The organism is Marinobacter halophilus (genome assembly GCF_003007685.1).
In the GTDB taxonomy this organism is placed as follows: domain Bacteria; phylum Pseudomonadota; class Gammaproteobacteria; order Pseudomonadales; family Oleiphilaceae; genus Marinobacter; species Marinobacter halophilus.
Map to the genome: position 1 here is coordinate 319,029 of NZ_PXNN01000017.1, position 14,393 is coordinate 333,421.

A 14,393-nucleotide genomic window follows, 5' to 3' on the forward strand; every position below is an offset into this window, starting at 1 on the left:
GATGAACCAACCCTACGTCATCATTCTCGCTAACGGCCTTAACGGGCTCGGTGCAGTGCGCTCAGCCGCACAGGCGGGCTTGCGCACCTACACTTTACTAACAAGCCAGACTGACCTGAGTGCCTACAGCCGATATGGCCAGTACCGTTTTCTGTTGCCTGAGAATCCGGGGTTGCACGATATAAAACCGGTTCTGGACCATCTATACCATAATGAGAATGGGCCGGGCGTATTAATTGCCTGTTCGGATCTCTCCGCCGAACTGCTTGGCAGGCTGAAGACAGAGGGGTATTCCAATCACCACTTGATCGTCCCCTCCTCTGAGACAACGGAGCTCCTCAATGACAAAAAACTGGAATGCCTGTCCATGGAGGAAGGCGGCATCACTCTCCCCAAAACCTACTACGATTTAGGCAACAATGTACCCGAGTCGTTCCCACTGATTATCAAACCCAGAACATTCCGTGAGTATTCGGTGTTGGGTGCAAAAAATGTCATTGTGAACGCCCGGGAGGAACTGGATGAGTTTTGCGAACGTTTCCATGGCCAACTGGACTGCTTTATTGCTCAGGAGGTGATTGAGGGTGATGACGACAACCTATGGGTGTGTAACGTTACCTTCGGTCTGAATAGAGAGCTGGTTGCCTGCTTCGTGTTCAACCGCCTGGGCACCATGCCCTCCCACTATGGGGTAACGTCACTGGCCATCAGTCGGCAAAACCAGGTACTGCGTGATGAATGCGCAAAAATTGGCATGGCCCTGAATTATTCCGGGCCAGCGATGATCGAATTCAAGAAAGATCAGAACACCGGGATTTACTACTATATAGAGACCAATCCACGCCTCGGCATGTGCAACTGGTTTGATACCCGTTGCGGGATTAATAATATCCTCGCCTGCACCCAGGTAGCTTATGGCAACACGGTAGCCTTTGCGCCCCAGAAAAATAACCGTGTGTACTGGAATTTCTTCGGGGATCTGGTGGCCCGGCTGGAAGACCGCGAGAATGTATGCGCGGTGCTATATCGTTACATCGGGCTGCTTCGCTACCGCCAGGTAGCGGCACTGTTTTACTGGAAAGACCCTCATCCCGCGTTTGTGTACTCCCGTGCGTCGGTTAAGGATATTTTTACACGGGTAAAACGGAGGCTTTTCGGCAAATCCGCCTAGCGTCGTAGCGTTTGTTTCAGCGCCTCAAACCGGTTAATTATCTGCAGGAAGTCCTCTGAATCTTCAGGCAACGAAAACCGCGGGAGCTGGTAGTGATCCTGCCCCTGCATCACATAGGCCGCAACTGTGTTAAAGGCCATGCTGAACCCGGTCTGCTTGAGCTCTTCAATGTCACGACCATCGTAATCCCCAAGGCGACCGGTGGGATAAGCAAAGACTTGTGGTATGTACGCTAATTCGTCCACAACTCGCTTGAGGGAACCCCTGATTTCCTCCCGTTTTTCTGCAAGGCTCAACATGGAGAGGATTCTATGTGACTGGGTGTGCGGATAAACCCCATGGCCCCGGGTACGCAAGGATCTAGCATCGTCCCAAGACATGGGGCGATATTCCTCGGGGATATCAGATGGGAAATCCACCTCAAGCTTTGGGTAGAGCTCCGCCTTCATCCACCCGTATATACCCCCCTGAGGCTCGGTTTTAAGCGCACTTCGAACGGCCCGCATAGTTGTTACCGCGTCCCGTTTGTCCAGGTTGACCGAATAAACAACTCCCGATGGAAAGTGAATTTCGGCATGCGAGGCCGCAGAGTGCTCGAATGCATAAGTAACCTGGTGGTCCCAGGGCCAGATTTTCTGGTCCAGCATGCCGGTAATCACGAAAAAGTTAAGCGGAAAGCCGAACTCATCAAAAATCCTGGCCGCCACATTCTGATAGTGAAAAAAACCGTCATCAATTGTGAACATTACGGCTTTTGACGGGATCTTCCGCCCTTCACTGAGGTGCTGCCAAAGCTCATCCATCGAGAGAACTTTGAACCCCTGCTTGGCCAGGTATTGAAGGTAACAACGCAATTGGATTGCGGTTACGCCCTCTCGAGGTTGATCAACCTCCTTTATTCGGTGAATCATAAACACGGGCAAGCAACCGGGACACAGCAGCCGGTAAAGGCCCGTCTCGCCGACGAGGTTTGCACATTTAATCGCCCAATTACTCAACAATTTGCTCCTGCAATCGTTGGCCTTTACCAGACCCTGCCAGCGCTCGGTGGTGTTTCCATTTGCCCGCCTGAGTCACCGCGTCACGCAAACTTGCATCCAGTGTTATCAGCCACCAGATTATGCGGTTTGAAGCTTCAACAACAGCAACATCGTCGCTACTCAGCTGGCAATCCAGAACCTTGGCAATTTCTCCCTCGTTCATGAGAACCCTATCCAGATAGGATTTGAGTTGATGAGTCATCCACGTTTTTTCGGGCGTTTCAAAACCAATTTTGGGCCATTCAATAACGGAAGAATCGATCATCCGACGGCAAATCTCCCGCAACGCCGGCTTGGCATTTTCGGCTTTGTCAAAGCGATGTGTATACGGGAGTCGCCTTGATACCTCGAACATACTTTCCGTCAGGAAAGGATAATAAATCGGTATATCAGTGTCATAAGACAGCCTGGTGTTGCGCTCCAACATGGCCCTCAAGAACAACGAAAAATTTGCTTCGATGCTTTTGCCCACCAGGCCGGAAGATTGGTAAGTACCCAATGGAATGTCAGAAAACGTTGATGCGCCCAGCTTCCTCGCGACAGCGATTTCCTGCTCTGTGTAGTCGATGGTAAACAGATTGGAGATCAGATATTCGATGTCGTTGGTCAGTATTTTTTCAAGGTGTTTATGCTTTCGAAAACCAACGCCTCTGAGAAGCATAGCAATACAGGACTTTAACAAGGCCGGGATCCGGTCAATCCGTTTTATTTTTTTCTCAATATTAACGATGGTTCTGTTGGTTCTTGTTCCGAACAACGCATCGGCGCCGTCACCGCCAATGATTGCGTCAAAGCCTCTGATTTCCTGAAAAATCCTGCGTACAACGATATTGTTAATGTGTCGTGAAGGGCCTTCAAGCATTACAACGACCTCGGAAAAAATCCCCCCCAGGTCATCAAGGTTTAGTCTCACAACATGATGTTTCAGACCCAACTTTTCTGCGACGTATTGAGCCCTTTTCAGTTCGGGGTTATCAAAGCCCTCTATTTCGCAGGAAAATGCCACACAGTCAGCAAAATGTTTACTAGCGTAGGCTGCCAATATCGACGAATCCACACCACCGCTGAGCAGCACGGCAACTCTCTCGACCTTCTTACCGAGGGTGACAAATTCATCTTCAAGCGCCGCCTCAATGCTGCTGACGGTCGAATCAAAATCCAGGTCTTCTTCGGGTTTCATCACCAGAGGACAGCGCTTCAGGCAGGTTTCCTCAGCGCCGTCTCCCGTTATTTTTAGGAGGCAATTGTCCTTCACTTTTGCGATCCCCGAAATCATGCTTTCGGGTGCGCGAGTAAAGCCAAGCCAGAAGGTGTCAGTCAATGCCCTTGACGGAACCGAGAGCTCGTCCAGCCAGGGGAAGAGAAGATATTTTCCAGATGAGACCGCAACATGCCGTTGGTCAAGGCTGTAATAAAGTGGGTGAGTTCCAAACCTGTCTGTCACCAAGGAGACCGTCAGAGAAGGCAGGTGACAAACGACCAGAGAAAAACAACCCTCAAAATCGCTTTTCAACGGTTCGTTGAGCTCGTCGAACAGTGGTTGTAAGTTTTTTGCGTCGTCGGAATAGGTCACCGATGCACCCGCGCGACGGAAGTAGCCGGTCAGGATAAATAACAGGCCCTGAGACTCATCCAGATGAACGCTCACCTTGCCTGAGCAGGCAACCTGTATGCCGTCGTATGAAAACGTCTTCATCCCCATCTCAAGCGGCGCCGACTCTTGCATGGCAGCCCGCACCGAATCGGTGCCGCCCACACGAGTCGCATCCTTGTCTTTACTCACATAAATCAGGAATTTGGACATCCTTTATCCCTTCCCTTTTCTAATTGACCAACTGGCAATAGATCTCTTTATAATTCGCTAACATCGATTGCAGCGAGAAGCGATCTTTGGCCGTTCGCTCGGCCTCAACGATCATTCCTTTGCGCATCTCCGGCTCCATCATGCCAGAAATGGCCGTTACGATTGCTTCAGCGTCCCTGACTGGTACTAATCTACCTGACGCGCCATCAATAATGATTTCTTCAGGCCCGCCGCTTCGGGTGGCAATAATCGGTACCCCCGCCATCATGGCTTCCACCGTCGAAATGGAAAACCCTTCAGACACGGATGGTAGCAGGAAAATATCCGCCTGCCGGAGGATACTGGCAACGTCCTGCCGAAACCCCAGCCAGTGAATATTGGGCTGCGTCGTGGCCCGGGCGATCTGATCCATCAGTTTGTTGAAGAGTTGTGCTTTTTGGTGCCCCACCACCACAAAGTGAACTTTCGGGTCTTGGGCGGCCATGGTGACCGCGGCGTCGACAAGATACTCATACCCTTTCGCCGGACGTATGTTGCCTATGGAGATCACCACAGTCGCATCTTGCGGCAACCCCAGCTCTTCTTTGAGTCCAGAAGCGCGAGCGCCACTGAAAGCCTCCGGATCGACTCCGTTATAGATCAGTTGCAGCTTATGAGCCGGTAAAGGGCTGCGTTCGGCCAGCTCTTGTTGCAGGCGCTTTGAAACACACACAATTGTGGAAGCACCGCGGCCTATGAGGAAAAACTTCGCTCTTAAAAATCGCTCCCCTGAGGCAACATCCACCGCACCATGAAAAGTTGCGATCATTGGTTTTCCGCAAATTAGAGCCAAAAGCGCACCATAAACGTTTGAGCCAAGCAGATGAGCGTGAATCAGGTCCACCCTCTCACCGATGATCAGCTGTCGCAGCGCCTTGACGTAGCCAAGATTGAAGCTCCCCTTCGAATCGATCATGTGTGGGGTGATGCCAAGGCTGCGAACCTTTTCCGCCACCCATCCCTCGCCACGCAGTACCACAACGTTACGGAATTCTGTCTGCTCAAGTTCTTTCAGCAGGTTGGTGAAGACCGTCTCGGCGCCGCCGGGGCCGGTTGTATCTATGAGGTGCAGAATGGTAGTCATCGGGCTCCCTGCCATGGTGCTGTTTTACCCCCTCATCCAATAGAGGGCGCGAAACATAACGCTTTTCACAAGCATAATGGATATAAACTGATAACGGTCAGTTGCAAAGCGGGACTTGTAATCTTCATGTTTACCTTGGCCCGCCAGCATGTCAAACCGATGAGTGTTCACTGCGTTAAACGCGTTTTCGATGGCATACCCCAGATGAAGTGAACCAAGGGATAATTTTACGTGGAAGTGCTCGTCAAATCCCGCCTGAATGTTGTAGACAACGCCTTGGTACCATACGTTATACAGCACTGAAACCACGTTGCCGTCACAATACAGGGCAGACAGCAAAGGCCTACCGCCTTCTTCCTCCACTCTGGACAGGAATTTTTTGTGAAACTCCAGGCTGGTGGGCGTTACACAGTTTTTCTTCCACCTTGCCAGGTGGAAGCGGTTAAGGTGCTGAAAGAAGTCATCAACCCTGGATGGCCAGAGGTTTTCTTCGTAAATACTGCCCAGTGACTCCAGTATTTTCCTGCGGTTATAGAGGCGTAAGCGGCTGTTAGCGCCAAGGGCAGCAATATACTCATCGAACCGGCCAGTCGTTGAAACGGCGTAACCGTTGTCTGAAGCGGTAATCCTGAAGGCCCAGTTATGGGTAGCCGCGATGGTGACCAGTGCAGACAACTCTTCAGATCCCGTCCGCAAATCGTTAAAAACGGCCTCTGTCCACGGCTGGCCCTGAAGAATCTCCTCCATGCCCCGCAGTAATAACTGCCCACTCAGGTTATCGTCGCAAAACTGGTTGTATTCTGTTCTCGGTGTTCTCAACTCCCGATAACTTGTGCCAACAAACTGGAACGAGCGTACCGGAAGCACACCCTTAAGCCGGTATTTGGACTCATACAACCCGGAAACCTGACCATCCCACGGTCTGACCAGTCTGAAGCCTTTTTGGCTGCCCCAGGTTTCCCACCAGGCACTTTGCCAGGCTTTGGTCTGAAACAAGCTCATTACGGTAGCCCCTTGACAATATGAGGCCCCAGTAGATTTGTTAGTCTTACCGGCAATCGTTGCCATATGGCGATCATGAGCCGGAATTTCGGATTGTCAGGATTGAGAGCCGGGAGCTTGCTACCTTTTGGCAGCACGTAATCCCAATACAGTTTTACCGGCTGTGCTCCCCACTGCTGTTTAAAACGGTAAGTACCGGCGTCAAGGCTGCAACGGCCAAAATCGAATACTGAATAGCGTTGAGCAACGGCAAACTCCAGAATCTTCCAATACATACTCATGTTGATACTGGTGTGGTTAAACTTGCGCAGAGTCGACGCCCAGGGAATCTCCATTCTTTCGCAATAACCCGTAAGAAAAGCGCAGCCAACGGCGCGCCCATCTATCCGTGCCACCACCAGCCAGGCCTGACCTTCGAGTGCTTTTAACAGGTTAGAAAAGAAGTCCTTACCGTAGACAGGGGTGCCCAGGTCGCGCATGTTTACCGAGAAAACCCGATAAAACTCGTCAAGCAATTCCGGCCCACCAATTGTGAGCTCGGTCATTTCCCGCTGGCCCCGACGTATCTGAGCGCGGACTTTGGGCTGAAAACTGTGCCAAAGATCGTCGATTTTATCTGGCAAAGACAGCCAGAAGCCCACTTTATCTGTCTTTTGGGGCAGGCCCAGTTCGTTATCCTGGCAAAAGCGGAGCTCCAGATGTTTAGCCCTAATCTCCTGCCGCCACTGACCTGCCTGAGCTATCAGGTTCAGTGCAATTTCCCGGTTATCCGCCAATACACCGCCGTAGTTGAAATAGGGCATGGCTACCAGAAAGTTGCCGAACAGACGACTGTTGAGTTGGACCAGTGGCAAGACCCCAACCACGTTTCTGCCGGTATCGAGTGCACAGAGATATCTGGTGTTATGTCCATAGGTGTGTTCGATAAAGTTGGAAACCGCCGGGCGGTGCCATATTGATGCTGCCGGATGCTCGGCCAGGTAGGCTTCGACCGCGGAAAGGTTGTCACTGACGCATCGCTCAATCCGGATCGCACCACAGGAAGGTTTTTGGGCAATAGCCGGGGGTATGTCGATAATACCCGGCGACCATTTTTTTACGTGGTGGGCATCATTGAGGTTCTGTTTGAGTTGCTTTTGAAGCTGCTTGGTCTCACAGGAAACCTGTTTGAGCTCTTCGATCAGCTCGTCGGCATTGTGCCCGGATTGCCGGGCCTCGCCTATCAGGCGACTTAGGCGGCCTTTGGTGTTTTTAAGTTCATCAAGGCGCTCTTTTGATGCGCCAAGCCGGGGCTCAGGTATCTCCATTCCCATTGCGCTATCCTTAAAAAGCTCTTAGACGACAACAGCACCAGCGGGTATCTTTGTCTCCGACAGTACATCCGAAACCGAGCCGAAACGGAAGTCCCCGAGCAATCGCTCCAGCCGGCCCATACACTTGTTCAGGTTGTTATAGTGCCTGAATCGCGAAAGTGCTTTGACGTCTAACCGGGGCTGCCCGGTATCAATCTCCCACGGGTGAAGATAGAAGATAAAGGGCTGCCCTGCCCTGTTGATTTTCCCTAGCCCCCACCGGCTCAGCCAATACGGATACAGGCGGAAGTATCCCCCTCCCGCTATCGGTAGCCGGTAGCTTCCCAACGGGCAGGTGGAGAGTGGGAATTCAATCAGGGTGCCACCGCCGGGCGCTTCCAGGCGATAGGGCTCGTGGGGCGTTCCTGGCATTCCGTAGCGGTCATGATGTACGGGAAAAATGGATGAGTCCCAGGTAAACCCTTCCTCGCAGAGGATATCCAGAGCCCAGCGAGACTGTGCGGTTATTGAGTAACTGGCGGCCCTGTAACCGGTAATGGGCTCTCCGGTAATGTCTTCCAGTATCTGTTTTGACTTTCTGGTTTCATCCCGGAACACATCTGGCGCCTGATTGTAGACCAGCTGATGGCTGTAACCGTGGCTCGCAATCTCATGCCCGGCCTTCTGGATACGCCGAACCAGCTCGGGGGATCGCTCCGCAACCCAGCCGAGCGTAAAGAACGTTGCTTTAACAGCCTTTTGCGAGAACAGCTCCAGTAGCCGGTCAGTATTCGCCTCGACCCGATACTCCATGGAGTGCCAGTCTTTGCGGTCCACAGCTTCCGCAAGTGCTGCTACCTGGAAGTAATCTTCAACATCAACGGTCAGCGCGTTCTTCGTCACTTCGACTTTGCTCCGGAAAAATAGACGTTCTGCTTCTACTACGAATCAGAAAAACTGGTAGTCAAGGGCCAGTGATATCCAGTTCTCACGGTAGTCGCTGGAATTCAGATCACTGTCCCTGGCTGCATGGCCCACGCGGCCTTTGATATCTAGATTCTGGGTTAGTTGGTAACTCAGGCCGATGTCTGCGCCATAGGTGCTGTCATTCAAATTGTCCACATCAAAGGTTCGATACTGATATCTGGCCTGCGTCTGCAAGGAAAGCCGTGTTGCGATGGAACGGCTGAAGTTGACCGATAAACCGACCCTGTCCTCTACTTCATCTGTTCTGGTGTAATCTGCACGGTTGGCGAATACGCCGACAGAAACCCGGGACGCATCACTGAATTGTCTGACCAGACCCGCATCCAGCGCGGATACTTCTACTGCACTGGTTTCACGTAGGTTGAAGACGACTTCGCCAAATCTGATGTCGAAATCCGATGTCTGGTCCGTCAGCTCCCGACTGGCTCTGATATAGAATTCGGTTACCGGGTTAACCTCTCGCTCCAGGGAAGCATCCCACACCACAGCTTCGCTCGACTGGGTGTTGCCTCCGAAGCGGCTCTCTATTTCACTGACACCGATACTTCCCGAGAGTTTTGTCGCCTGCCAGGACTTTGCAAACATTACGCTGGCCACATCGGTGTCTATCTCTGCACCGCTATCCAGTTCCGCCTGATTGCTACTGAACCGAAGACCACCTGATAAGGTCTCGCTGAGGGTGTGGTTCCAGCTGGCTGTGCCGATGTAGCGTTCGCTGTCAGTGTTTTCCGGCTCGCTGTACTCAGTGTTCTCGTATTGTGCGGAAAAGGTTAATACGTCCAGCTTGCCCAGCATCAGGGAGTAAACCGGCCCGGTGCGGAAGACGTTCTTGCGTGTGCGGTTGTCGGGCGTGTCGCTGGCTCTTGGGTTCTGTGTAACGTCGCGCAGGTTGTCTGACACCTGCCAGGAAAGCCCCCTCACCAGTTCGCAATTCCCGACAAAATCCAGACCTACGTAATTCTTGGGTTCAAAGGTATCGTTGCGCCAGACCCCGTAACCAACATCAGCTGCAGTGCGCGCCTGACATTTTCCGGGGTCAGTCTGATGCGCCAGCGTCAGGTTGATTCTTGTTTCTGTATCACTGGTTTCGTTCACCGAAGTGCGTGCTGCGTTGTCGCTGAACCGACTGGTCAATCCACCTGACAAGGTCAGTGGCTCGGCTTGCACAACACTCATCGGCCCCAGGGCAGCGAAAATAACGAAAAACCTGAGATACTCCGGGCTCTTCCGTGAACCGCTTGATTTAGCCATTTATGACAGCTCCAACGAATTTTTCCGTGTTGAATGCAGAAGCTGCTTGTTCAACCCCACTGACCGTTATGCGGCCATGAGGAACAACCAGCATTGCATAGTCGCACAGGTCAGCGAGAATGCGGGCGTCAGGTGATTCCGAGATTGGCGCCGTATCCAGCACGATAAAACGGTCGGGATAGCGCCTGCGAACTGCCTGCAGAAACTGCTTCATGCGAAACGAGGTAAAAAATTCTGCCGGATTTTCACGCCGACTGCCTGCCGGGATCAGACGCAACCGCGGGATGCCGGTGGGATAGAGTATTCTTCCAATGTCGAAGTCCGAATCGTCCAGAAAATCCGTTAGCCCGGCGTCGGGAATAATATCCAGAGTCGAATGCAGTGCGGGTTCTCGCAGATTACAATCAATAATCAAAGCTGTCTTAGACTGGTCGAATGCAAAAGCCGCAGCCAGATTCAGCGCTACAAATGAGGCCCCGGCACCAGAACTGGCGCCACTCACAACCAGGGTGAAATTGTTACCTCCGGATTTCTCCAATAATTTGGTTCGAAGGTTCCTGAAGTGGTTAACCAGCTTTCTGTTTCTGGATTCAGGATAAATGATGCGCCGTTCATCCAGATCGTCCGGTGTCAGCCTGCGTGGCTCTTGCATGCGGACAATCTGTTTGCTTATAACGTACCTGTCCAGGGTTCCAGGGCCCAGCTCAAGAGAGCTGGGCACCAACATTCGTGAATCATCCGAGTCGGAGAAAGGTACACCGCCTGTGAGCTCTCCGCCGTTACCGTTACCTCGACCTCCGGAACCAAGCTGGTAATCGCCACTACCCTCTGAGCTGTTTTGCTCAACGTTTAATTTCTTCTTATCCAGGATTTCGTTTTCCTGGTCGGTTCTGGAATCATTCATCAAAATACTCCCAAAACTGCGGCCAGAGCGACGGCGATATAGGCTCCGGCAACGACGACCGCCATTATTGAAACTGCCAGCGTGATCCTGCGGTCCCGTCGTTTTTCAAAGGGCGTTCGTACCTCGGGAAGCTGCTCCAGTATCGACAATTCAAGCACATCCTCAATCTGTTCCCGAGAGCGTATCCTTGGGTCTACCTGCAACAAAGCCGCAACCGCACCAAAAGGCGCGACAAAACCGACAAATAGCCCCGCAAGAGCAAACATTGAAAACTTCGGCCCGGACGGGTTGTTGGGATACTGTGCCGTTTCATTGATCCTGTAATTGAGCCCCTGCCCCTCAATATCGAGGTGCATGGAAACCCTCGCTTTTTCCCGTCGCTTCAGAAGATCGTCATAGATTTCCCGGTTAACTTCGAGGTCTCGGGTCAGGTCCGAGTATTGGGTTTTGTTTTCCTGAATACGCTCCATGCGCATTGTCTGTTCGGCAATCAGCCTTTGGATTGACTGAATGCGTGTTTCCACGGTTTCAATATCTGTATTTGTGGTTACCAGGGTCGAGCGAATGTCCTGATAGACCGGATTGGCAATGTTCATATCACCAAACGATCTGGGAGATTCCTCTTGGGTCGCAAGAGCTCTTTGCTGCTGATTGCGAAGTTCTGCAATCTGCTCCCGGAGAATGATTATGTCGGGGTAGGTGTCATGATAGCGCAAACGCAATGCGTCCAACTGCTCTTCCATGGAGTTGATACGCACCTGATACGCATCCAAGGTCTGCCCTTGCCTGATTCTCGGATCGATTTCAGCCATTTGTCGGTCAAGCGCATTGGCCCGGGTTTGAAGCTCTTCCCTCTCAAGCTCAGCCAGTTCGAGACGACTTTGAAGGTTAGCCATCCGGGCATTGGCATTGGCTTCGGTTCCTTCAACATTCTCTGACAGGAACTGCTGCAGGCGTGCCTCTACACCGGCAATCTGGCGCTCATAACTTTTGACTTGTTTATCGATAAACTCATAAGCCGAACGACTTTCAGCCCTTTTGCGATTACTGTTTTCTTCGATAAACGACTGGCCCAGTTTTTGCGCAACCTGAAAGGCTCTGAGTGGCGAAGACGCCGAAAAGCCGATGCTGAAGTAATTGTCGCCTCTTGTAGCCACCGACATACCACTCCGGATACCGCTGACGCGACCTGCCAGCGCTTCCTGGCTGAGGTTTTCGGCATTATCACCAAAAACATCAGTATCCTTTGCAATTTTCTCCATCACAGTACGGGACCAAAGCAGCTCCCTCGCCGCAGACGCCTTTTCGCTAATCTTGGTTGTGACGGCCCGCCCTTCCATTAACGGCTGGATGATATTCCTATCGTCGACAAAAATAATAACCTGAGATTGGTACTTATAGGGCCACAAAAATCCGACGGCCAGCACAATAAAACTGACAGCAGCGAACACAAACAACGCAAGCCATTTGCGGGTCCGTATCTCGCGTAAGATTTCTGTCGGTAACCGACTTAATGGAAGTGCCATGGTTATTACCTGTTACCTGAAGACGCCATCTATTGCTTCATTCCTGAATTCATCAAATACGCCTCTCTGGTACCGTCAGAATGTCTCCCGGGCGCAGCCGGTAATTGGTTGAAATATCACCTCGGGTCAGTATTTCATCCAGTTTGATCGGGATAGCTACAATCTCTTCGCCAATCATGCGGTACAGCATTGAGTTGTTTGCAGCTGCAAAAGGTGACAGGCCACCGGAGGTCAACACCATATCCAGCACGGTCATACCTGAACGGTGTGGAACGGAGGTTGGTTGCCGAACGGCACCGGTCACCCGGACACGATCACTGAATTCGTGGCTCCCCATACTGGTGACCACCACACTGACTTGTGGTTCGCGAATAAACGACGCGAGGCGGTGCTCGATGTCGGCTGCCAGGGCTTCGGGGGCTTTGCCACTGGCCTGAACGTCACCAGCAAGGGGGACGGAAATCTTTCCATCTGGCCTGACCGGTACGGAAATACTGAGGTCGTCGTTGCGCCAGACTGACACCCGAACGACGTCAGTCGCACCCAGAATGTACTGATCTACACTGTTGGTTGTATCAACGGCTAAAGCTTTCTGGATCTGCTCCGGTGATGAGGCGCCGGGCCCCCCGGCACAGCCGGCAACAAACACTACTGCGGACAAGGACATCAGCAGCCCCTGCAATGAATACTTCGATGACATTATGATTCCTCTCTGGTTCCGTTTCTGATTCCATGTCTCGGGGAGAGCTGGTCCCGAAACTACCTTGATCCTTTTTTGAACAATACCACTTCTACTGTCTGAATTATAATCAACAGATCGAGCAACAGACTTTGATTTTTGATGTAGTAAAGGTCGTAACGGAGTTTTTCCCGGGTGTCCTCTTCATTATCCGCATAAGCAAAGCAGAGCTGGGCCCAGCCGGTCAAACCCGGCTTGACGCGGTGGCGCTCGCTGTAAAACGGTATCGATTCTGACAGCTTTTCCACGAACACCGGACGTTCCGGGCGCGGGCCCACAAAGGCCATGGTGCCGTTCAGTACATTGAAGATTTGCGGCAATTCGTCAATCCGCACTTTGCGGATAAATTCTCCGACCCGGGTAACCCTTGCGTCGTTCTTACTGGCCCAAACCGCACCGTTTTTCTCAGCGTCTGTAATCATTGAGCGAAACTTGTGCACCTGAAATACGCTGCCATTCAGCCCCACCCGTTCCTGACTGTAGAACACCGGTGCCTTCAGGCCATCCTCGATCTTGATGGCGATGGCAGTCAGCAGCATTAACGGCAGGCCTGCCAGCAGCAAGGTGGTGGCTGAGAGTATGTCCAGGGAGCGTTTGCCGAAACCGAACACGGAGGAAACGGTAAACCCATCGGAAAATACCAGCCAGCCGCGGGTAACCATTTCCAGCGCCACTTTCCTGGATTCTCTTTCGTAGAAGGTAGCGCCGTCGACAATCCGGATACCTTCCATTTTACATTCCAGAAGATCTTCCATGGGCATTCCCTTGCGGCGGTCGTCCACGGCAACCACGATTTCATTGACCGGGTGCTCGACAATGTACTGTTGCAAGGTGGTCGGGATATTCAGCAGGTACTGTTCACTGATTTCAACGGGCTCGTCCGGCAGGGGCACGAAACCAGTCAATATAAAGCCCTTCCGGTTGAACGGTGTTCTGAGATCCTCATGAATTTGCCTGGCACGAAAACCGGCCCCCAACACCAGGACTTTTCGTTTAAAGGTTTCCTTACCAACCGTGGCGAAAAAGAGCAAGCGAACGATGCCAAGCAGGAAAAAACCAAACACGGACCCGGTGGTCAGCACACTGCTGGCGCCCAGATACCACAGCCATTCGTTTGCCAGCAGGTAGGCAAAACCGCACAACGGAACGCTGACAAACAGCGCCATGATGGTGCGGAGCATCATCCCGGACATGCCTTCTTCCAGGTGCGACTGGTGAACGCCGATCGCCACCATCACCAACAAGTTTGTGGCCGAAAACAACACCGCTGACGGCAACAGGAAGTTGAGGTTTTCAAGGAAGAAGGAAAGATCACCGAAAAAGCGAAAAAATACGGCTAAGGCGAAGGCAAACGCCAGCACCAAAAAATCAATCAGGCCGAGGATGACATACGGAAGATGGATGTAGTGTCTGAACAATCTGACGTGGGCCACGCCAACTCCTTTTGCTGCTTACAACAAAGAAACAACGCATCCAGTGCGTTTACATACGGCGTTGTACGAGTAGCAGTGTACTGTAATTTTATGTAACTGCAATCGCCAGCGAAGAAACCGA

General features: G+C 52.0%; 12 protein-coding genes. 1 reads left to right on the forward strand and 11 read right to left on the reverse strand.

Going from position 1 to position 14,393, the window contains the following annotated elements:
* Position 1: 1 nt before the first annotated feature.
* Complete coding sequence (locus tag C7H08_RS15330) at positions 2-1,171, forward strand: carboxylate--amine ligase (RefSeq protein WP_165793972.1); 1,170 nt, start codon at positions 2-4, stop codon at positions 1,169-1,171.
* Here the strand turns inward: C7H08_RS15330 and C7H08_RS15335 are convergent.
* The 11 genes from C7H08_RS15335 to C7H08_RS15385 are packed head-to-tail and all read right to left on the reverse strand — an operon-like array spanning position 1,168 to position 14,272.
* On the reverse strand, positions 1,168-2,169 hold the full coding sequence (locus C7H08_RS15335; protein ID WP_106673110.1) for a polysaccharide deacetylase family protein: 1,002 nt from the start codon (positions 2,167-2,169) through the stop codon (positions 1,168-1,170). The genes C7H08_RS15330 and C7H08_RS15335 overlap by 4 nt on opposite strands.
* A complete protein-coding gene (locus C7H08_RS15340) occupies positions 2,162-4,015 on the reverse strand; it encodes an asparagine synthase-related protein (RefSeq protein ID WP_106673111.1) in 1,854 nt (617 codons plus the stop codon). The genes C7H08_RS15335 and C7H08_RS15340 overlap by 8 nt, the downstream gene beginning before the upstream one ends.
* A 19-nt stretch (positions 4,016-4,034) precedes the next feature.
* Complete coding sequence (locus C7H08_RS15345) at positions 4,035-5,138, reverse strand: glycosyltransferase (protein ID WP_106673112.1); 1,104 nt, start codon at positions 5,136-5,138, stop codon at positions 4,035-4,037.
* Positions 5,139-5,162: 24 nt separating this feature from the next.
* Positions 5,163-6,140, reverse strand: a complete 978-nt coding sequence (locus tag C7H08_RS15350; protein WP_106673113.1) for a GNAT family N-acetyltransferase — start codon at positions 6,138-6,140, stop codon at positions 5,163-5,165.
* Positions 6,140-7,453 (reverse strand): FemAB family XrtA/PEP-CTERM system-associated protein, encoded by a 1,314-nt coding sequence (locus tag C7H08_RS15355; protein WP_106673114.1) that lies wholly within the window; start codon positions 7,451-7,453, stop codon positions 6,140-6,142. Before C7H08_RS15355 ends, C7H08_RS15350 begins: the two co-directional genes overlap by 1 nt.
* A 21-nt stretch (positions 7,454-7,474) precedes the next feature.
* Complete coding sequence (locus tag C7H08_RS15360) at positions 7,475-8,335, reverse strand: XrtA system polysaccharide deacetylase (protein WP_106673115.1); 861 nt, start codon at positions 8,333-8,335, stop codon at positions 7,475-7,477.
* 45 nt (positions 8,336-8,380) lie between these two features.
* Positions 8,381-9,670: an outer membrane beta-barrel protein gene (locus tag C7H08_RS15365; protein ID WP_227663296.1), complete on the reverse strand. Its 1,290-nt coding sequence runs from the start codon at positions 9,668-9,670 to the stop codon at positions 8,381-8,383.
* A complete protein-coding gene (locus tag C7H08_RS15370) occupies positions 9,663-10,574 on the reverse strand; it encodes a P-loop NTPase family protein (RefSeq protein ID WP_243411449.1) in 912 nt (303 codons plus the stop codon). Before C7H08_RS15370 ends, C7H08_RS15365 begins: the two co-directional genes overlap by 8 nt.
* Entirely contained in the window at positions 10,574-12,100 is a 1,527-nt protein-coding gene (locus tag C7H08_RS15375; protein WP_106673116.1) for an XrtA system polysaccharide chain length determinant, read from the reverse strand. Before C7H08_RS15375 ends, C7H08_RS15370 begins: the two co-directional genes overlap by 1 nt.
* A gap of 52 nt (positions 12,101-12,152) precedes the next feature.
* Positions 12,153-12,800, reverse strand: coding sequence for an XrtA/PEP-CTERM system exopolysaccharide export protein (locus C7H08_RS15380; RefSeq protein WP_106673117.1), 648 nt, complete (start codon positions 12,798-12,800; stop codon positions 12,153-12,155).
* Between the two features lie 59 nt (positions 12,801-12,859).
* Entirely contained in the window at positions 12,860-14,272 is a 1,413-nt protein-coding gene (locus tag C7H08_RS15385) for a TIGR03013 family XrtA/PEP-CTERM system glycosyltransferase (protein ID WP_106673118.1), read from the reverse strand.
* Positions 14,273-14,393 lie beyond the last annotated feature (121 nt).

Bases quoted from the DNA above. Each gene is read 5' to 3' on its own strand.
- C7H08_RS15355 (WP_106673114.1), bottom strand. From the start codon at position 7,453: ATGGGAATGGAGATACCTGAGCCCCGGCTTGGCGCATCAAAAGAGCGC.
- C7H08_RS15380 (WP_106673117.1), bottom strand. From the start codon at position 12,800: ATGTCATCGAAGTATTCATTGCAGGGGCTGCTGATGTCCTTGTCCGCA.
- C7H08_RS15345 (WP_106673112.1), bottom strand. From the start codon at position 5,138: ATGACTACCATTCTGCACCTCATAGATACAACCGGCCCCGGCGGCGCC.
- C7H08_RS15330 (WP_165793972.1), top strand. From the start codon at position 2: ATGAACCAACCCTACGTCATCATTCTCGCTAACGGCCTTAACGGGCTC.
- C7H08_RS15375 (WP_106673116.1), bottom strand. From the start codon at position 12,100: ATGGCACTTCCATTAAGTCGGTTACCGACAGAAATCTTACGCGAGATA.
- C7H08_RS15370 (WP_243411449.1), bottom strand. From the start codon at position 10,574: ATGAATGATTCCAGAACCGACCAGGAAAACGAAATCCTGGATAAGAAG.
- C7H08_RS15365 (WP_227663296.1), bottom strand. From the start codon at position 9,670: ATGGCTAAATCAAGCGGTTCACGGAAGAGCCCGGAGTATCTCAGGTTT.
- C7H08_RS15340 (WP_106673111.1), bottom strand. From the start codon at position 4,015: ATGTCCAAATTCCTGATTTATGTGAGTAAAGACAAGGATGCGACTCGT.
- C7H08_RS15350 (WP_106673113.1), bottom strand. From the start codon at position 6,140: ATGAGCTTGTTTCAGACCAAAGCCTGGCAAAGTGCCTGGTGGGAAACC.